Origin of the sequence: uncultured Massilia sp. (assembly GCF_913773735.1) — a bacterium.
GTDB lineage: Bacteria > Pseudomonadota > Gammaproteobacteria > Burkholderiales > Burkholderiaceae_D > Telluria.
In genome coordinates, this window is sequence record NZ_CAJYEB010000003.1 from 110,536 (window position 1) to 128,365 (window position 17,830).

A 17,830-nucleotide genomic window follows, 5' to 3' on the forward strand; every position below is an offset into this window, starting at 1 on the left:
TCAGCATCCTATCCCTACATGACAGTTATCCAGTCCAGCCAGATCGCCCAACTTCCCGTCATGGGCGAGGCTGCCCAGCAGTCCTATCCTACCGCAACGCTGTACGTGGTGGCTACACCCATCGGCAATGTCACCGACATCACGCTGCGCGCATTGCACCTGCTGGCCCTGGCCGACGTGGTCGCCTGCGAGGATACGCGCAAGACCGGCGCGCTGCTGACGCGCTTCGGCCTGTCCAAGCAGATGCTGGCGGCGCACCAGCACAATGAGCGCGAAGTCGCGGAGAAACTGATCGAGCGCTTGCGCCACGGCGAGCGCGTGGCGCTGGTGTCCGACGCCGGCACGCCGGCCGTGTCGGACCCGGGCGCGCGCATCGTCGACGCCGTGCGCGCCGCCGGCCTGAACGTGGTGCCGTTGCCGGGCGCGTCGGCGGCGGTCGCGGCGATCTCGGCCAGCGGCCTCGTCAACGACCGCTTCCACTTCGTCGGCTTCCTGCCGGCCAAGGCGAAACAGCGCGAGACGGAATTGGCCGCGCTCAAGCCGCTGGCGGCCACCCTGGTCATCTACGAGGCGCCGCACCGCATCGTCGATTGCGTCGAGGCGCTGGCGGCCGTGTTCGAGCCGGCGCGCCAGGTCGTGTTCGCGCGCGAGCTGACCAAGCTGTTCGAGGAAATCCACCGCTGCCCGCTGGGCGAGGCGCTGGCCTGGGTCAAGGCCGACGCCAACCGCGAGCGCGGCGAATTCGTGGTGCTGGTCGAGGGCGCGGCGCCCGATGCCGACGCCGGCGACGCCGAGGCGCTGCGCATCCTCGACATCCTGCTGGCCGAGTGCTCGGTGAAGCAGGCGGCGAGCCTGGCGGCGCAGATCACCGGGCGCAAGAAGAACGCCCTGTACGAGCTGGCGCTGCAGCGCAAGAGAGCATAAGCCATGCCGTCGCCCCGGCGCAGGCCGGGGCCCGATGTCCGAGCGTTGCCGTAATGCGTGCGGATTGGACCCCGGCCTGCGCCGGGGCGACGTGCCAGCGCCGCCGGATGCTAGGCCGTCCTGCCGCGCAGCGCGCCGAAGCGCAGCCACAGCGCCGACACCAGGAAATAGAAGGCGCCCACGCCCGCATAGCCGGCGACGTTGGCGATCGACGGGATGGCCGGCATGCGCGCCTGCGCGATGAAGAAGGTGCCCGCCAGCGCCGATTGCGCGCCGCTGAGGATCATCGCCCACTGCGCGCCGGAGGTCTTCCAGCGGCGCAGCGCCGTGCCCAGTTGCAGCAGGCCGGACAGGATCGCCCAGGCGCCGAACACCCCCAGCACCAGGTGCATGTCGCGCAGCGCCAGCAGCACCGCGAGCGTGGTCGCCAGGCTGACGCCGACGTTGACGGCCTGGGTCCGGTTGGCGCGCAGGCCGCCGCTGCGCCGGGCATCGACGAGGTTGGCGAACGCATCCCAGGCCGGATAGCCGACCAGCAGGACCGCGGCGACGGCCGGCAGCCGCTGGCCGAGGGTCAGCGCCAGCGCCACCCAGGCGATCGAAAAGGCGGCGCGGAGCGCATAGTAGTGCATCAGCCAGCGTTCCTGGACGGCGCCGGCGTGGTTGGCATGGGACTGCGTCATGTGTTCTCCTTCATGGTTGTCTGCCTACTAGTCGGTAGGTGATTGATGCAATGAAAAGCCCCGCTCGGGGGCATGGCGCTGCCATTACCGGGATGCCGGAAGACGCTGCAGCAGCGGCGCGAGGATGATGCCGAACATCGCCGGGTCGCCGTAGGCCCGGGCCGACAGCATGGCCCCGTGCACGGTGGCCATGAACGCTTCCGCTTCCACCCGCGCCGGTCCCGCCAGCCGGATCGTGCCCTGCCGCACGCCGCGTTCCAGCACCGAGGCCAGCCACGCCGACAGGAACCGGAAATGGGCGCGCACCTCGAGCGCGACTTCCGGCGGCAGCAGCGGCAGTTCGCTGCCCAGCATCGCGCACACGCAGTACGGCATGCTGCCGTCGGCCAGGCAGGTTTCCCAGTAGCGGACATAGGCCTGCAACTGGGCCAGCGGTTCCGGCACGCCGCGCTCGAGCTGCGCGATCCCCGCTTCCACGTCTTCGCGGTAGCGCGCGACGAGCGTGCGCACCAGGTCGGCCTTGGCGGGGAAATGGTGGTGGATGCTGGCCTTGCGGATGCCGACGGCCTCGGCGATGTCGGCATAGCTGAACCCGTTGTAGCCGCCGCTCGCGATCAGCGTGCGGGCATGCGCCAGGATGGCATCGGAAGTCGGGGAGGATGTCTTCATTCGGCCATCCTACCTGTTGGTAGGCTGGCGGTCAAGCGCTACCACTTGCAGCCGCTGTCCTTCTTGTCCATCGCCAGGAAGATCGGCGCCAGCAGGCCGCCTTGCACGCCCTCCCTGCAGTCGCGCCGCCTGGCCGACTTGATCGCCCGTTCGAACTTGCTCTCGGTCTGCAGCGGCGGCTTGGGCAGGCGTTCCAGCGCGGTGCCCACCCTGGCCGGATCCGGCGCGTTCGCGACCTTGCGCGCCGTCTTGAGCGCGGCGTCCAGGTCGAACCCGGGTGCGGGCGGCGGCTCCGGTTGCGCCGGCAGCGCGGGTGCGGGCTCGACCGTATAAGTGTCGCCGCTGGACCGGCGGATGCTGGGATCGACGGCGATGACGGCGGTGGACGGCCGCGGGGCCGCCTGGCGCCGCGGCGCCGGCCTGGGCGCGGGTGCCGGTCCGGCGGGCACCGGCGCGCGCACGGCGGGCACGGGCGGCGCCGGCGGCGGGCGCAGGCGCACCGTCAGCGGCGCCGCGGGCGCGGGCAGGACGGGCGCGGCCGGCTGGCGGTGGACGGCCAGCAGCACGGCGTGCAACACGAGCGACAGCGCGATGCCGGCGCCGATGCGGGCGAGCTGGCGGCGCCGCGGCCCCGGCGCGCCGCCGTGGAAGATGTCGAAAGTGGCATTCACGTCGCGTCCCATCGAGGGTTGTGCCGGAAAGCCGCAATCGCGCGGGGTGCACGCGCATTTGCGGCGCTTTCCTTGACCGGGGCATCGTCCGAAGGTTATGATGGCCGTCTTCGGAGTGTAGCGCAGCCCGGTAGCGCATCTGGTTTGGGACCAGAGGGTCCAAGGTTCGAATCCTTGTACTCCGACCAAGTATAGCGACAAAGGCCGACGAGCGATCGTCGGCCTTTGTCATTTCCGCGCCGTATCAGCCGGCGCGCTTGGCCAGCAGCGCGTTGCCCGCCCGGCTCGCGCCCTTGCGGCCCAGGTGGCGCGAGATGAATTCGCCCGCGTCGACCACCTGCGCCAGGTCGATCCCGGTCTCGATGCCCAGCCCGTCCAGCATGTAGATGACGTCCTCGGTGGCGACGTTGCCGGTGGCGCCCTTGGCGTAGGGGCAGCCGCCCAGGCCCGCGACGGACGCGTGGAAGATCGCCACGCCCACTTCCAGGCTGGCGTAGATGTTCGCCAGCGCCTGGCCGTAGGTGTCGTGGAAGTGCCCGGCGATGCGCTCCAGCGCGAAGGCGCGCGCCGCCGTCTCCATCACGGCCTGGGTCTTGCGCGGGGTCGAGACGCCGATGGTGTCGGCGATGTCGATCTCGTCGCAGCCCAGGTCGCGCATGCGTCCCACCACGTCGGCCACGGCCCCGAGCGGCACCTCGCCCTGGTAGGGGCAGCCGAACGAGCAGCTGATGCTGCCGCGCAGGCGCAGGCCGTGTTCCTTGGCGGCGCGCGCGACCGGCTCGAAGCGCGCGATCGATTCCGCGATCGAGCAGTTGATGTTCTTCTGCGAGAACGCTTCCGAGGCCGAGCCGAAGATCACGACCTCGTCGGCGCGCGCCGCCAGCGCCGCCTCGAAGCCCTGCATGTTCGGCGTCAGCGCGGAATAGATCGTGCCGGGACGGCGCGCGATGCCGGCCATGACCTCGCCGCTCGTCGCCATCTGCGGCACCCACTTCGGCGACACGAAGGACGCCGCCTCCACGTTGGCGAAGCCGGCGCGCGACAGGCGGTCGACCAGTTCGATCTTCACGGCGGCGCCGACGTTTTCCTTCTCGTTCTGCAGGCCGTCGCGCGGGCCCACTTCGACGATCTTCACGTTGTGCGGCAGGTTCATGCTTGTCTCCTTGTCAGTATCCACGTTCGCGGTCGATCACGTCGGCGACCGGCTCGCCCCGTTCCAGCAGCGCGATCTTGGCGACGATCTGCTGCACGGCTTGCGTACGCAGCGTCACCGCCGCGACGTGCGGCGTGATCGCGATGCGCGGTTCGTTCCAGAATGGATGCGGCGCCGGCAGCGGCTCGTTGCGGAACACGTCCAGCATGGCGCCGGCGACGTGGCCTTCGCGGATCAGCGCCAGCAGGTCCGGTTCGGCCACCAGGCCGCCGCGCGCCACATTGACCAGGTAGGCGCCCTGCGGCAGCCGCGACAGGCGCGCGCGGTCGAGCAGGTGGGTCGTCTCCGGCGTGAGCGGCAGCATGCAGACCAGCACCCGGGTGCCGGCCAGGAAGTCGTCGAGCGCATCCAGGCCGGCGAAGCATGCCACGTTCGGCAGGTCCTTCGGCGTGCGGCTCCAGCCGCGCACCGGGAAGCCGAGCTGGCGCAGCGTGCGCAGCACCGGTACGCCCAGCTTGCCCAGCCCCAGCACGCCGACGCTGAAGTCTTCCTTGCGCCGGGGCGGCAGCGGCTGCCAGCTGCCGGCGCGCGCCTGGCGCTCGTAGTCGTCGAAGCGGCGGAACCAGCGCAGCACGGCGCCGGCGACGTAGTCGGCCATCTGCTCGCCCATGCCGGCGTCGCCCAGGCGCACGATGGGCACGTCCGGCAGCGCCGCGCCGAACTTCAGGAGCGCGTCGGCGCCGGCGCCCATCAGGAAGATCGCCTTCACGTGGGCCAGGTCGGCCAGCAGGGCCGGCGGCGGCGCCCAGATCGCGGCGTAGTCGCAGGGCGGGGTCGGCACGCCTTCGCGCCACGCGACGATCTCGACGTGCGGCAGGGCGGCGGCGAAGTCGGCGGCCCAGGGGGCGATGTCGCCGTCGCCGCGGTACAGCAGGATGCGCATGGTGGTCTCCGTTATTGTCGTTGGTGGCTGAACACCGGGGTCAGAGCCCTTTGAAAAGCAACACCGGGCTCTGACCCCTATGCTGCCTTGAAAGCCAGCAGCGGCGCCCCGTCCGCCACCTGGTCGCCCACCTGGTACAGGACCTCTTCCACCAGCCCGTCGCTCGGCGCAGCGATCGTGTGTTCCATCTTCATGGCTTCCATGATCACCAGCGGCTCGCCTTTCTTGACGGCCTGGCCGTTCGCGGCGATCACCGCCACGACCTTGCCCGGCATCGGCGCCGTCAGGCGTCCGCCCGCGGCCTCGTGTTCGCCGGCATGGGCCAGCGGGTCGTTCCACGCCAGCTGGTGGTGCGCGCCGCCGCAGAACACGTGCAGCACGTCGCCGTCGCGCCGCACGGTGCCCCGCACCGCGCGGCCGTCCAGGCGGATCGCCAGCCTGCCGCCGTCGTCCGTCACCAGCTGCAGTGCGTGCGACGCGCCTTGCGCATCCAGCGTCCAGCTGTCGCGGCCATAGGTCAGGCCGATGCGGTAGGCATTGTCGCCGCCGGCCGCGGCGCTGGATTCGTCCGCGAACGACAGCACGCGGCGGTAGCTGCCGTTCATGCGCCAGCCGTGCGTGCCGGCCCACGGATCGGCCGGGTTGGCCGCCGGGGAGGCGGGGTTGCCGGAGGCGGCCAGGAACACGCCCGCCAGCGCCAGCGCGTCCAGCGGCGCCGGCGCCGCGGGCGGGAACAGGCTGGCGTGGTTGCGTTCGATCAGGCCGGTGTCGAGGTCGGCCCGGGCGAACGCGTCGCCCTCGACCAGGCGCTTGAGGAAGGCGATATTGGTCGCCAGGCCGACGATGTGGAATTCGGCCAGCGCCTGCGCCATGCGCGCCAGCGCCTGCTCGCGGTCCGCGCCCCAGACGATCAGCTTGGCGATCATCGGATCGTAGAACGGCGAGATCGCGTCGCCCGCGCGCACCCCGGAATCGATGCGCACGGCGGCCGGCGCGGCCGCGTCGCCGCCCAGTGCGAACGCCGCGTGGGCCGGGGTGTCCATGCAGCGCAGGGTGCCGGTCGAGGGCAGGAAGCCCTTTTCCGGATTCTCGGCGTAGACGCGCGCCTCGATCGCGTGGCCATGGATGGCCAGTTCGTCCTGCCGCTTCGGTAGCGGCTGGCCGGCGGCGACGCGCAGCTGCCATTCGACCAGGTCGGTCCCCGTGATCATTTCCGTCACCGGGTGCTCGACCTGCAGGCGCGTGTTCATCTCCATGAAGTAGAACGAACCGTCCTGGTTGGCGATGAATTCGACGGTGCCGGCGCCGACGTAGCCGACGGCGCGCGCCGCCGCCACGGCCGCTTCTCCCATCGCGGCGCGGCGCTCGGCGGGCATGCCCGGCGCCGGCGCTTCTTCCAGCACCTTCTGGTGGCGCCGCTGCACCGAGCAGTCGCGCTCGTGCAGGTAGACGCAGTTGCCGTGCGTGTCCGCGAACACCTGGATCTCGATGTGGCGCGGGCGGGTCAGGTATTTCTCGACGAGCACCTTGTCGTCGCCGAAGGAGGAAATCGCTTCGCGCTTGCACGAGGCCAGCGCGGCCTGCAGGTCTTCGGAGCGCTCGACCACGCGCATGCCCTTGCCGCCGCCGCCGGCGCTGGCCTTGAGCAGCACCGGATAGCCGATGCGGTCGGCCTCGCGCTGGATCAGCTGCGGATCCTGGTCGTCGCCGTGGTAGCCCGGAACCAGCGGCACGTTGGCGCCTTCCATCAGCTGCTTGGCGGCCGACTTCGATCCCATCGCGCGCATCGAGCCGGCCGGCGGGCCGATGAACACGAGGCCGGCGGCGGCGCAGACCTCCGCGAACTCGGCGTTCTCCGACAGGAAGCCGTAGCCCGGGTGGATGGCCTGGGCGCCGCTGGCCCGCGCGGCTTCGATGATGCGGTCGCCGCGCAGGTAGCTGTCGCGCGCGGGGGCGGGGCCCAGCAGGATCGCTTCATCGCACACCGCCACGTGCTTGGCGCCGGCGTCGGCTTCCGAATAGACGGCTACGGTACGGATGCCCAGGCGGCGCGCGGTGGCGGCGACCCTGCAGGCGATTTCGCCACGGTTGGCGATGAGGATCTTGGTGAACATGTGGTGTCTCGTCTGTTTTGAATTTTATGAAAATCGCTTGCGTCGCCTCGGCGCAGGCCGGGGCCCAAGTTGCACGCTGTGCCGCGACGCGACATTGGACCCCGGCCTGCGCCGGGGCGACGGGTATCAGCACCCGCAACGCTCCTTCGGCGCCGATTCCAGCGTCGTCGCGCGCGTCTTGAGGCCCAGCTTTTCCAGCAGCGCTCGGTCGTCGTTCGCTTCCGGGTTGTCGGTGGTGAGCAGCTTGTCGCCGTAGAAGATCGAGTTGGCGCCGGCCATGAAGCACATCGCCTGCACCGCTTCGCCCAGCTCGCGCCGGCCGGCCGACAGGCGCACGCGCGCCTGCGGCATCGTGATGCGGGCCACCGCGATGGTGCGCACGAATTCGATCGGGTCCAGCGGCGGCAGGCCGTGCAGCGGCGTGCCCTCGACCTGCACCAGGTGGTTGACCGGCACCGATTCCGGGTACGGGTTCATGTTGGCCAGCTGGGCGATCAGGCCGGCGCGCTGCGCGCGGGTCTCGCCCATGCCGACGATGCCGCCGCAGCAGACCTTCAGGCCGGCGTTGCGCACGCGGCCCAGCGTGTCCAGGCGGTCGCGGTACTCGCGCGTCGAGATCACGTCGCCGTAGAAGTCGGGCGCGGTGTCGATGTTGTGGTTGTAGTAGTCCAGGCCGGCGGCCTTCAATTGCTCGGCCTGGCCGTCTTCGAGCATGCCCAGCGTGGCGCAGGTTTCCATGCCCAGCGCCTTCACGCCGCGCACCATGGCCTCGACCTTTTCCATGTCGCGTTCCTTCGGGCTGCGCCAGGCGGCGCCCATGCAGAAGCGGGTCGCGCCCTTGGCCTTGGCTTCGCTGGCGGCGGCCAGCACGGTGTCGAGATCGAGGATCTTCTTGGCTTCGACGCCGGTATCGTAGCGTGCCGCCTGCGGGCAGTAGCCGCAGTCTTCCTCGCAGCCGCCGGTCTTGATCGACAGCAGGGTGGCCAGTTCGACGTCGCCGTCCGGGAAGTTGGCGCGGTGCGCCTGCTGCGCGCGGAACATCAGTTCCGGCAGCGGCAGGTCGAACAGGGCCAGCACGTCCTGCAGGGGCCAGGTGGCGTCCTTGGGCAGGGTGACCGGGGCGACCGGAGGATGAAGGGTGAGGACTTGGGACATGGGCTTCCTTGTTTCGGGTTCTAGGTGCGCGTGGCCGGCCATCCCGGCAGGCCCGCGAGTTCGATATGGGCGGCCGCGGCGGCGGCCGTGGGCTGGTCCAGGCGCGGCACGCGGCCCAGCAGCGGGGCCGGCATGCGCTGCGCCAGGGCGGCGACGTTCTCGTCCACGAAGCGCATGGCCGGGTCGACCTGGTTGGCGACCCAGCCGGCCAGCACCAGGCCGCGCGCGACGACGGCTTCGGCGGTGAGCAGGGCGTGGTTGATGCACCCGAGGCGCAGGCCGACCACCAGGATCACCGGCAGGTTCAGCTCCACCGCCAGGTCGGCGCTGTCGAAGTCGTCGGAGAACGGGACGCAGAAGCCGCCCACGCCTTCGACCACGGTGGCGTCCGACGCCGCCAGGATTTCCGCGTAGGCCGTCATGATCGGCACCGGGCCGATCGTCACGTGTTCCAGCGCCGCGGCGATGTGCGGCGCGCACGGTTCGCGCAGCATGAACGGCGTGGTGATGTGCTGCGGCAGGTTGACGTTGCCGGCCGCGCGCAGCATGGCGGCGTCGTCGTTGTGGAGTTCGCCGTCGCGTTCTTCCGCGCCGGCCGCGATCGGCTTCATGCCGCAGGCGCGCTGGCCCCGCTGCACCAGCTTGTGCAGGATCGCGCTGGCCACCAGCGTCTTGCCGATCTCGGTGTCGGTGCCGGTGACGAAGCAGGCGAAGCGTGTCGGGATGCCTTCGGCGGCCAGCGCGGCCGGCACCTCGACGGTCTTCGGGGCGGTCGTGGCGGACGGCTCGGCGAAGCCGACGCCCGGTTCGGCGGCGCCGGTCCGTTCGGGGGCGTTGACGGGGTCGTTGAGGCTCATGCTCGGCTCCTTTCCAGGCGATTGAGTGCGGAAGTCAGTTGCGCGACGTCGGTGTCGAGGTGCGCCGCGCACAGGGTCACGCGCAGGCGCGCCGTGCCCGGCGCCACGGTCGGCGGCCGGATCGCCGGCACCCACAGGCCCTGCGCGTGCAGGTCGGCGGACACCGCCAGCGCCTCGTCGTTGGCGCCGATGACGATCGGCTGGATCGCGGTGTGCGACGCGGGACGGCGCCAGCGTTCCAGGCGCAGTTCGCGCTCGAACTGGGCGATGCCCGCCCGCAGCTGCGCGCGCAATGCGCGGCCCTCGTCGCCGTCGATGATGTCGAGGCTGGCCAGCAGCGCATGCGCCAGCGCCGGCGCCGCCGCCGTCGTGTAGATGTAGGGGCGGGCGCGCTGCACCAGCAGTTCGACCACGTCCGCGTGCGCGGCGACGAAGGCGCCGCCGACGCCGGCCGCCTTGCCCAGCGTGCCGACGTAGACCAGGTGGGGCGAGCGCAGCCCGAAATGCTCGAGCGCGCCGCGGCCGTGTTCTCCCAGCACGCCGAAGCCGTGGGCGTCGTCGACGACCAGCCAGGCGCCGTGGCGTTCGCACAGCGCCAGCAGCGCGGGCAGCGGCGCCAGGTCGCCGTCCATGCTGAACACGCTGTCGGTGACGACGATCTTCGTGCGCGCCGTGCTGGCGGCCAGCTGGGCGTCCAGCGCCGCGGTGTCGCCGTGCGGGTAGACCGTCACGCCGGCGCGGGCCAGGCGCGCGCCGTCGATCAGCGAGGCGTGGTTCAGCGCTTCCGAGAAGATCGCCGCGTCGGCGGCGCCGCCCAGCGCCGTCAGCACGGCCAGGTTGGCCATGTAGCCGGTGCAGAAGTACAGCGCGCGCGCCGACGCCAGGTGCGGCGCCGCGAAGGCGGCCAGGCGCTCCTCGAGCAGCGCGTGGGCGCGCGAGTGGCCCGACACCAGGTGCGAGGCGCCGCTGCCGGCGCCGTACAGCGACGCGCCCTCGCGCAGCGCCTCCACCACGCGCGGATGCGCCGCCAGGCCCAGGTAGTCGTTGCTGCAGAACGCCAGCATGGCGCGGCCGTCGACGACCTGGCGCGGCGCGCACGGCGTCTCGGCCGTGCGGCGCCGGCGCACCAGGCTGCGCGCGGCCAGCGCGTCGAGCTGGCCGCGGACGTCGGCAAGCAGGTCCGTCGTCATGCCGCGATCACCGCTTCGAACACCTGGCGCGTGCGCGCGGCCAGGCCGACGATCTCTTCCTCGTCGAGCACGTACGGCGGCATCAGGTAGACCGTGCGGCCGATCGGGCGCAGCAGCAGTTCGTTCTCGACGGCGCCGGTGAAGAAGCGCCGCGCGAAGGTGGCGGCGCGCGCCGGGTCGGGCTCGACCGCGTCGAACGCCAGGATCATGCCGCGCTGGCGGAAGTGCGTCGCGCGCGGGTGGTCGAGCAGCGGCGCCAGTTCCAGCGTCAGGCGCGTGGCGGTAGCGCGGTTGCGCGCGAGCACGTCGTCCTCCTCGAAGATGGCCAGCGTGGCCAGCGCGGCGCGGCAGGCCAGCGCATTGCCCGTGTACGAGTGCGAGTGCAGGAAGCCGCGCGTGACGTCCTCGCTGTAGAAGGCTTCGTAGACCTTGTCGGTGGTGAGCACCAGCGACAGCGGCAGGTAGCCGCCGCTGATGCCCTTCGACAGGCACATGAAGTCGGGCCAGATGGCGGCCTGCTCGCAGGCGAAGAAGGTGCCGGTGCGTCCGCAGCCAACCGCGATCTCGTCGGCGATCAGGTGCACGTGGTGCTTGTCGCACAGCTCGCGCAGGCGCTGCAGGTAGAGCGGATCGTGCATCGCCATGCCGGTGGCGCACTGCACCAGCGGCTCGACGATGATGGCGGCGATGTGGTCCGCGCGTTCGGCGAACAGGGCTTCCACGTCGCGGATGGCGCGCTGCGCCACGTCCCGGGCCGATTCGCCGTCGCGGGCGTTGCGCGCGTCCGGCGAGGCCACCGTGCGCGCCGCGCGCAGCAGCGGGCCGTAGGCGTCCTTGAACAGGGCGACGTCGGTGACGGCCAGCGCGCCGATCGTCTCGCCGTGGTAGGAACCCTGCAGGCAGACGAATTCCTGCTTGGCCGGATGGCCGGCGTTGCGCCAGTAGTGGAAGCTCATCTTGAGCGCGATCTCGACCGCGGAGGCGCCGTCCGAGGCGTAGAAGGCGTGGCCCAGGTTGTGGCCGGTGAGCGCGGCCAGCTTTTCCGACAGTTCCACCACCGGCTCGTGGGTGAAGCCGGCCAGCATCGCGTGCTCCAGCCTGTCCAGCTGGTCCTTCAGCGCGCCGTTGATGCGCGGGTTGGCGTGGCCGAACAGGTTCACCCACCACGAGCTGATGCCGTCCAGGTAGCGCCGGCCTTCATGGTCGTACAGCCACGGCCCCTTGCCGTGGCTGACGGCGATCAGCGGCACCTCTTCGTGGTGCTGCATTTGCGTGCATGGATGCCAGACGCTGCGCAGGCTGCGCGCGATCCAGTCGGAGGAGGTGGTGTTCTGCTTCAAGATGGGTTCCGGGGTTGTGCTAGTCCAGCCAGGATGGCCGGCGTTTTTCGAGGAAGGAGGCGACGCCCTCGCGCCCTTCGAGCGAGGCGCGGATGGCGGCGATGCGTTCGGCCGTGTCGTCCAGCAGCGCCTGCGTGACGGGCTGGCCGGCGACGTCGCGCACCAGGGTCTTGGCTGCGCGCACCGCGTTCGGGCTGTTCTTGGCCAGCGCGTCGGCCAGCGCGGCGACGCGCGCGTCGAGGTCGGCTGCCGCCACGACCTCGTGCACGAAGCCGATGCGGTGCGCCTCGCGCGCGTCGAAGCGTTCGGCGGTCAGGAAGTAACGGCGCGCCGCGTTCTCGCCCATCGCCTTGATGACGTAGGGAGAGATCGTCGCCGGGATCAGGCCCAGCCTGGCTTCCGACAGGCAGAAGCTGGCGGTATCGACGCCGACGGCGATGTCGCAGGCGGCCACCAGGCCCATGCCGCCGGCGTAGCAGTCGCCCTGCACCTTGGCGACCACGGGTTTCGGGCACAGGTAGATGGTGCGCAGCATGTCGGCCAGGCGCATGGCGTCGGCGCGGTTTTCCTCGTTCGAGTAGCCGGCCATCTTCTTCATCCAGTTCAGGTCGGCGCCGGCGCAAAAGGCCGGCCCGTTCGCCTGCAGGACGATGGCGCGCACCAGTTCGTGGCGTCCCAGCGCGTCGAAGGCCAGGGCCAGCTCGGCGATGGCCTGCTCGTTGAAGGCGTTGCGCAGTTCCGGGCGGTCCAGCGTGACGTGGGCGATGCGGCCGTCGATGGCGACGGTCAAGGTCTGGTAATCCATCTTCCTCTCCTCACATGCGGAATACGCCGAACTTCGTGTCTTCGATCGGCGCGTTGAGCGCGGCCGACAAGCCCAGGCCCAGCACCATGCGCGTGTCGGCCGGGTCGATGACGCCGTCGTCCCACAGGCGCGCGGTGGCGTAGTAGGGGTGGCCCTGGTGCTCGTACTGGTCCTTGATCGGCTGCTTGAACGCGGCTTCTTCCTCGGGCGTCCACTGGCCGCCCCTGGCCTCGATCCCGTCGCGCTTGACGGTGGCCAGCACGGACGCGGCCTGCTCGCCGCCCATCACCGAGATGCGCGCGTTCGGCCACATCCACAAGAAGCGCGGCGAGAACGCGCGGCCGCACATGCCGTAGTTGCCGGCGCCGAAGGAGCCGCCGATGATCACGGTGAACTTGGGCACGGCGGCCGTCGCGACGGCCGTCACCATCTTGGCGCCGTTGCGGGCGATGCCTTCGTTCTCGTACTTGCGGCCGACCATGAAGCCGGTGATGTTCTGCAGGAAGACCAGCGGGATCTTGCGCTGGCAGCACAGTTCGATGAAGTGCGTGCCCTTCAGCGCGGACTCGGAAAACAGGATGCCGTTGTTGGCGATGATGCCCACCTTCATGCCGAAGATGTGGGCGAAGCCGCACACGAGCGTCGTGCCGTAGCGCGCCTTGAACTCGTCGAACTCGCTGCCGTCGACGATGCGCGCGATCACCTCGCGCACGTCGAACGGCTTGCGGGTGTCGACCGGGATCACGCCGTACAGTTCTTCCGGCGCGTACTTCGGCGCGGCGGATTCGCGCACCACGCCCTGCCGGGGCTTGGTGCGGTTGAGGTTCGCGGCGATCGTGCGCGCCAGCGCCAGCGCGTGGGTATCGTCCACCGCCAGGTGGTCGGCCACGCCGGACAACCTCGTGTGCACGTCGCCGCCGCCCAGGTCCTCGGCCGACACCACTTCGCCGGTCGCGGCCTTCACCAGCGGCGGGCCGCCGAGGAAGATCGTGCCCTGTTCCTTGACGATGATCGACTCGTCGCTCATCGCCGGCACGTAGGCGCCGCCGGCGGTGCACGAGCCCATCACGACAGCGATCTGCGGGACGCCCTGCGCCGACAGGTTGGCCTGGTTGTAGAAGATGCGGCCGAAGTGGTCGCGGTCGGGGAAGACGTCGTCCTGGTTCGGCAGGTTGGCGCCGCCCGAGTCGACCAGGTAGATGCAGGGCAGCTGGTTCTGTTCGGCGATCTCCTGGGCGCGCAGGTGCTTCTTGACCGTCATCGGGTAGTAGGTGCCGCCCTTGACGGTGGCATCGTTACAGACGATCACGCATTCCTGGCCCGCCACGCGGCCGATGCCGGTGATGATGCCGGCGCTCGGGGCGGCGCCGTCGTACATCTGGTAGGCCGCCAGCTGGGACAGTTCCAGGAAGGGCGTGCCGGGATCGAGCAGCATCTCCACGCGCTCGCGCGGCAGCAGCTTGCCACGCGCGACGTGCTTCGCGCAGGCCGCCTCGCCGCCCCCTTGCGCGACGGCGGCGACTTTCGCGCGCAGGTCGTCGACCAGGGCTTGCATGGCGGCGGCGTTGGCCTTGAAGTCTTCCCCGCGCGGGTTCAGTTTGCTCTCGATGGATGGCATTGCGTCTCCTGGTCTCTTTCTTAATCTGGGAAAGTGCCGTCCAGGTAGAACCACCGCATCTTGCCGCCAACGGCAGGATCGGGCTCGCGCACGAAGCGGCTGATTTCGTGCAGGCGGTATGCGCGGCCGTTCACCTTGTAGCGTGCGACGAACTCGACGGTGTCCTTGTCTGGATCTTCCGGCTGGTCTGCTTGACGTTTACGTAAACGTAAAGAAGATTTTATCTCAAGTCCGAGCCATTGGATATGTTCTTTCTTGTCCACGATGGGCTCGCTGGGACGGGTGCTCGGATGCCAGGTGTCGCGCAGGTAATCCTCCTGCTGCATCTTGAAGGCGGTATAGCGCGAGCGCATCAGCGCCTCGGCGGTCGGTGGCAGCTCGGCGCCGGCGATGTACGGACCGCAGCAGCGCATGATGGCGGGACCGCCGCAGGGGCAGGGAGGGTGTTGGGCAGGGGTGGGCATGGCGGCAATTATCCGCCATTTCCTGGCCATCAGGCAGCCCGTGCGCCGAATCCGGTTTGGCGAGATGGCCGCACGTTGGCCGCAGTTGCCTCATCTGCAGCCATTTTTTGCCGAAAATAAATTGAACCGTCTAGAAAACCCAGCCGAATTATTTTGCGAAACCTCAAACCGGGGTCAGAGCCGGGGTCAGAGCCCGATTTTAAGAAAGGTCCATCAAGAAACCCGATTCGGGAGCAATGCCCGGGGCAAAGCATGCTGATTGTCCCCGCCAGTGGTTAGCTGGCAGGAAACACGTCCAGCGCAGCGTGACGGCGAACAACGCATCCGGCGGCAGGAGAACCCGGCGCCGAACGCGCATTGCAGTGGCCGCGCACAGGGGCCGAGTTGGTGGCAGGAAGTTGCCAAAAACCGGGCTCTGACCCCGGCTCTGACCCCGGTTTGTTAGAGCGTAAGGCCGTCGAGGGGGAATGGCGTGGGTTTGTCGCGCATCAGGTCGGCCAGCAGGCTGGCGGTGCCGCAGGCGAAGGTGAAGCCCAGCGGGCCGTGGCCGACGTTCAGCCACAGGTTGGCGTAGGGCGTCGCGCCGATGATCGGGGAACTGGTCGGCGTGGCCGGGCGCAGGCCGGCCCAGGGGGTGACTTGGGTGTAGTCGGCGGCGCGCGGCATCGTGTCGCGCACCTGGCGCACCAGGCTGGCGATGCGTTTCTCGTCCAGGCTCAGGTCTTCGCCGACCATGTCGACCATCGCCGCCACGCGCAGCTTGTCGCCGATGCGCGCGTACAGGACCTTGCGCTCGAAGTCGGTCACGCTGATCTCGGGCGCGACGTCGTCCTGGCGGATCGGCGCCGTCAGGCTGTAGCCCTTGAGCGGATACAGCGGCAGGGAGATGCCGGCGGTGCCGGCCAGCGCGCGGCTCTGCATGCCGGCCGCCAGCACGTAGGCGTCGGCGTGCAGCGAGCCCGCCGGGGTCTCGATGCCGGTCACGCGGCCGTGCATCGTCGCGATGCGCGTCGCCTCGCCGTGCACGACGCCCTGGAAGCGCGGGTGCAGGCGCAGCCGTTCGGCCAGCGCCACGCAGAAGGCGTAGCAGTCGGCCACCGCCTCGCCACCGTTGTAGATGCCGCCGGCGAGCCGGTCTTCCATCGCGGCGAGCGCGGGTTCGCGGGCGACGCACTCGGCGGCGCTCCAGACCTGGCGCGTGCCGGCCGGATCCGGCTTGGCCACGGCGGCCTCGAAGGCCTTGCGGGTGCGGTAGACCACCAGCTTGCCGGCGTCGCGCCAGGCGAAGGCGTCGAGCGGCACGATGGGCTGCAGCCGGGCCATGCCCTGGCGCGACAGTTCGCCCAGTTCGAGCAGCTTGTCGGTCATGCGGCGGTTGACGTCGGCGCGGCAGTTGGCGAGGAAGGCGGCCAGCCAGCGCCACTGGTGCGGGTCGAACTGCGGCTTGAAGCGCAGCGGACCGTGTTCCTGGAACAGCCACTGGACGGCCTTCAGCGGCACGCCGGCATCGGCCAGCGGCGAGACGTAGCGGTAGCTGAGCTGCCCGCCATTGCTGTAGCTGGTACCGGTGCCCACTTCCGGTGCACGTTCGAGCAGGGTGACGCGGTAGCCGGCCTCCAGCAACCACCAGGCCGAGGCCAGGCCGACGACGCCGCCACCGATGACGATTACTTGTTGCATCCGCGCACACTATGGTCCATTGACATGACTCAGGAGCTTAGGCGCTGGCCGGTGCCGCGGCCAATGAATGTAGCGCAGGCAGGCATAACCGGCAGTCATGCGATGCACTATTTGGAAGCTTATCGGTGATAATTCACGCTTTTTGCACCAGGATGGCGCGCCGATACAGCACCGTCAGGATGCGCTCCTGGAAGCGCGCCAGCGCCGAATAGCGGCCCTGGTTGGGCGGCGCCAGCGGGTCGCTCGCGGTCCCGCCGACCAGCACGATCATGCCGTTGCGCCGCGCGAGGTCCGCCAGGAACATCGATTGCAGCCCGTAGGCATCGCCCAGGTGCCCCACCGCCGCGAAACCGCCGCCGTCCACGAGGCGGGTACGGTCTTCCGGCCGGTCCGGGAACTGCGCGTTGCCCAGGCCCCAGCAATGGAACAGGCCGTCCAGCGTGTCGCCGTTGCTGCCGTCGTAGGTCCACTGGCGCGCGAACATGCGCGCCAGCGTGTCCGCGCGCAGGAGGCGCCGGCCCTCGTGCACGCCGCCTTGCATCAGCATGCGCATCACGGTGCCCAGCCCGCGCGCCGAGATGCGCAGGCCGCCCGTCGGACTGAAAGGGGTGGCGTTGACGCCGATCGGATGGCGTTCCAGGCCGGCCGGCGGCGCCGGCGGGTGCAGGTGGTAGTCGTCGGCCTGGGCGATCCAGGGACCGCGCGCGTCCCAGACCTCGGTGTCGACGGTGCGCTTGCGGTACAGCGTGGCCAGGTTGGCCAGGGCCGCCGGCGCCAGCGCGGCCGGGTCGTAGCCGGCCTGCAGGCCGAGCGGATCGAGCAGCAGGCGCCGCATCAGCCGGTCGAAGCGCTCGCCGCTCACGCGTTCCATCAGCGTGCCGATCACGCCCCAGCCCAGGTTGCAATACGTGAAGTAGTCACCGGGGCCGGCCTGCGCCGACCACATCCCGGCGGCATCGGGCAGGAGCACGTCGCGTAGCGCGGTGCCGGCGGGCCAGGAATAGCCGGCGTCGTCGCGCAGCGAGGAGGTGTGCGTCAGCAGGTGGCGCAGGGTGATGGCGCGGTCCGGGAAGTGCGGATTGCGCAGCGCGAAGCCGAGGGCCGTGGAGACGTCCGCATCCAGGTCGACCCGCCCTTCCTCGACGAGGCGCATCAGCCCCAGCGTGGTCATCATCTTCGATACCGAGGCGATGCGGTACAGGGTGTCGACGCCGGCCGGCAGGTCGGGCGGGTCGCCGGCGCCGCCCGTGCCGATGAAGCGCCGCCCGCAGGCGTATTCGTAGGCGACGGCGCCGTCGCGGATCGCCAGCACCGCCAGGCTGGCCAGCTCGCAGCGCGGGTCGAGGGCGATCGCCTCCAGTTCCCGGTCGAGCGTCGCCGCGCCCCCGGGCGCGGCGGCCGGGAGCGCCGCCAGCAGCGGATTGGCCACGCCCAGCAGGGCCATTCCCAGTACCTTGCGCCTGCCACCATGCATGGAAGCCCTCCCCGGAAGTATGATGGAGCGAGAATACGGACTCGGCGGGCGCCAGGCAATGGCAGGAATGAACGGCATGCATAACCCGGG

The 17,830-nt window shown here is 70.3% G+C and carries 16 protein-coding genes and 1 tRNA gene; 2 read left to right on the top strand and 15 right to left on the bottom strand.

The window, feature by feature from the left end:
• The first annotated feature begins 18 nt into the window (after positions 1-18).
• Entirely contained in the window at positions 19-924 is a 906-nt protein-coding gene (rsmI, locus tag QZ749_RS01755; RefSeq protein WP_296942604.1) for a 16S rRNA (cytidine(1402)-2'-O)-methyltransferase, read from the top strand.
• 110 nt (positions 925-1,034) lie between these two features.
• On the opposite strand, the gene QZ749_RS01760 is transcribed toward rsmI, so the two are convergent.
• From QZ749_RS01760 to QZ749_RS01770, 3 genes are all read right to left on the bottom strand, one after another.
• Positions 1,035-1,607 carry a DUF308 domain-containing protein gene (locus QZ749_RS01760; protein WP_296942606.1) on the bottom strand — a complete coding sequence of 191 codons (573 nt, stop codon included), beginning with the start codon at positions 1,605-1,607 and terminating at the stop codon, positions 1,035-1,037.
• A gap of 84 nt (positions 1,608-1,691) precedes the next feature.
• Positions 1,692-2,276 carry a TetR/AcrR family transcriptional regulator gene (locus QZ749_RS01765; RefSeq protein WP_296942608.1) on the bottom strand — a complete coding sequence of 195 codons (585 nt, stop codon included), beginning with the start codon at positions 2,274-2,276 and terminating at the stop codon, positions 1,692-1,694.
• Between the two features lie 38 nt (positions 2,277-2,314).
• A complete protein-coding gene (locus QZ749_RS01770; RefSeq protein WP_296942610.1) occupies positions 2,315-2,947 on the bottom strand; it encodes a hypothetical protein in 633 nt (210 codons plus the stop codon).
• Positions 2,948-3,058: 111 nt separating this feature from the next.
• Between QZ749_RS01770 and QZ749_RS01775 the strand changes: the two genes are divergently transcribed.
• Positions 3,059-3,135, top strand: a tRNA-Pro gene (locus QZ749_RS01775).
• Positions 3,136-3,191: 56 nt separating this feature from the next.
• On the opposite strand, the gene QZ749_RS01780 is transcribed toward QZ749_RS01775, so the two are convergent.
• The 12 genes from QZ749_RS01780 to QZ749_RS01835 form a co-directional block, all read right to left on the bottom strand.
• A complete protein-coding gene (locus QZ749_RS01780; RefSeq protein WP_296942612.1) occupies positions 3,192-4,100 on the bottom strand; it encodes a hydroxymethylglutaryl-CoA lyase in 909 nt (302 codons plus the stop codon).
• 13 nt (positions 4,101-4,113) lie between these two features.
• On the bottom strand, positions 4,114-5,043 hold the full coding sequence (locus QZ749_RS01785) for a glyoxylate/hydroxypyruvate reductase A (protein WP_296942614.1): 930 nt from the start codon (positions 5,041-5,043) through the stop codon (positions 4,114-4,116).
• A 77-nt stretch (positions 5,044-5,120) separates the two neighbouring features.
• A complete protein-coding gene (locus tag QZ749_RS01790) occupies positions 5,121-7,157 on the bottom strand; it encodes an acetyl/propionyl/methylcrotonyl-CoA carboxylase subunit alpha (RefSeq protein WP_296942615.1) in 2,037 nt (678 codons plus the stop codon).
• A gap of 126 nt (positions 7,158-7,283) precedes the next feature.
• Positions 7,284-8,354: a biotin synthase BioB gene (bioB, locus tag QZ749_RS01795; RefSeq protein WP_373896768.1), complete on the bottom strand. Its 1,071-nt coding sequence runs from the start codon at positions 8,352-8,354 to the stop codon at positions 7,284-7,286.
• Positions 8,333-9,169 (bottom strand): dethiobiotin synthase, encoded by an 837-nt coding sequence (bioD, locus tag QZ749_RS01800; RefSeq protein ID WP_296942619.1) that lies wholly within the window; start codon positions 9,167-9,169, stop codon positions 8,333-8,335. The genes bioB and bioD overlap by 22 nt, the downstream gene beginning before the upstream one ends.
• Positions 9,166-10,359, bottom strand: coding sequence for an 8-amino-7-oxononanoate synthase (gene bioF, locus QZ749_RS01805; protein ID WP_296942621.1), 1,194 nt, complete (start codon positions 10,357-10,359; stop codon positions 9,166-9,168). The genes bioD and bioF overlap by 4 nt, the downstream gene beginning before the upstream one ends.
• Positions 10,356-11,699, bottom strand: a complete 1,344-nt coding sequence (gene bioA / locus QZ749_RS01810; protein ID WP_296942623.1) for an adenosylmethionine--8-amino-7-oxononanoate transaminase — start codon at positions 11,697-11,699, stop codon at positions 10,356-10,358. Before bioA ends, bioF begins: the two co-directional genes overlap by 4 nt.
• A 19-nt stretch (positions 11,700-11,718) precedes the next feature.
• Positions 11,719-12,504: an enoyl-CoA hydratase/isomerase family protein gene (locus tag QZ749_RS01815; RefSeq protein WP_296942625.1), complete on the bottom strand. Its 786-nt coding sequence runs from the start codon at positions 12,502-12,504 to the stop codon at positions 11,719-11,721.
• A gap of 10 nt (positions 12,505-12,514) precedes the next feature.
• Entirely contained in the window at positions 12,515-14,122 is a 1,608-nt protein-coding gene (locus QZ749_RS01820; protein ID WP_296942627.1) for a carboxyl transferase domain-containing protein, read from the bottom strand.
• Positions 14,123-14,142: 20 nt separating this feature from the next.
• Entirely contained in the window at positions 14,143-14,586 is a 444-nt protein-coding gene (locus tag QZ749_RS01825) for a YchJ family protein (protein WP_296942628.1), read from the bottom strand.
• Between the two features lie 441 nt (positions 14,587-15,027).
• Complete coding sequence (locus QZ749_RS01830; protein WP_296942630.1) at positions 15,028-16,266, bottom strand: D-amino acid dehydrogenase; 1,239 nt, start codon at positions 16,264-16,266, stop codon at positions 15,028-15,030.
• Between the two features lie 133 nt (positions 16,267-16,399).
• Positions 16,400-17,740 carry a serine hydrolase gene (locus QZ749_RS01835; RefSeq protein WP_296942632.1) on the bottom strand — a complete coding sequence of 447 codons (1,341 nt, stop codon included), beginning with the start codon at positions 17,738-17,740 and terminating at the stop codon, positions 16,400-16,402.
• Positions 17,741-17,830 lie beyond the last annotated feature (90 nt).

Excerpts from the sequence above, each read along its gene's own strand:
- QZ749_RS01820 (WP_296942627.1), bottom strand. The coding sequence starts at position 14,122 with ATGCCATCCATCGAGAGCAAACTGAACCCGCGCGGGGAAGACTTCAAG.
- rsmI (WP_296942604.1), top strand. The coding sequence starts at position 19 with ATGACAGTTATCCAGTCCAGCCAGATCGCCCAACTTCCCGTCATGGGC.
- QZ749_RS01815 (WP_296942625.1), bottom strand. The coding sequence starts at position 12,504 with ATGGATTACCAGACCTTGACCGTCGCCATCGACGGCCGCATCGCCCAC.
- bioB (WP_373896768.1), bottom strand. The coding sequence starts at position 8,354 with ATGGCCGGCCACGCGCACCTAGAACCCGAAACAAGGAAGCCCATGTCC.
- QZ749_RS01780 (WP_296942612.1), bottom strand. The coding sequence starts at position 4,100 with ATGAACCTGCCGCACAACGTGAAGATCGTCGAAGTGGGCCCGCGCGAC.
- QZ749_RS01835 (WP_296942632.1), bottom strand. The coding sequence starts at position 17,740 with ATGCATGGTGGCAGGCGCAAGGTACTGGGAATGGCCCTGCTGGGCGTG.
- QZ749_RS01760 (WP_296942606.1), bottom strand. The coding sequence starts at position 1,607 with ATGACGCAGTCCCATGCCAACCACGCCGGCGCCGTCCAGGAACGCTGG.
- QZ749_RS01785 (WP_296942614.1), bottom strand. The coding sequence starts at position 5,043 with ATGCGCATCCTGCTGTACCGCGGCGACGGCGACATCGCCCCCTGGGCC.
- QZ749_RS01830 (WP_296942630.1), bottom strand. The coding sequence starts at position 16,266 with ATGCAACAAGTAATCGTCATCGGTGGCGGCGTCGTCGGCCTGGCCTCG.
- bioD (WP_296942619.1), bottom strand. The coding sequence starts at position 9,169 with ATGAGCCTCAACGACCCCGTCAACGCCCCCGAACGGACCGGCGCCGCC.
- bioF (WP_296942621.1), bottom strand. The coding sequence starts at position 10,359 with ATGACGACGGACCTGCTTGCCGACGTCCGCGGCCAGCTCGACGCGCTG.
- QZ749_RS01765 (WP_296942608.1), bottom strand. The coding sequence starts at position 2,276 with ATGAAGACATCCTCCCCGACTTCCGATGCCATCCTGGCGCATGCCCGC.
- QZ749_RS01825 (WP_296942628.1), bottom strand. The coding sequence starts at position 14,586 with ATGCCCACCCCTGCCCAACACCCTCCCTGCCCCTGCGGCGGTCCCGCC.
- QZ749_RS01790 (WP_296942615.1), bottom strand. The coding sequence starts at position 7,157 with ATGTTCACCAAGATCCTCATCGCCAACCGTGGCGAAATCGCCTGCAGG.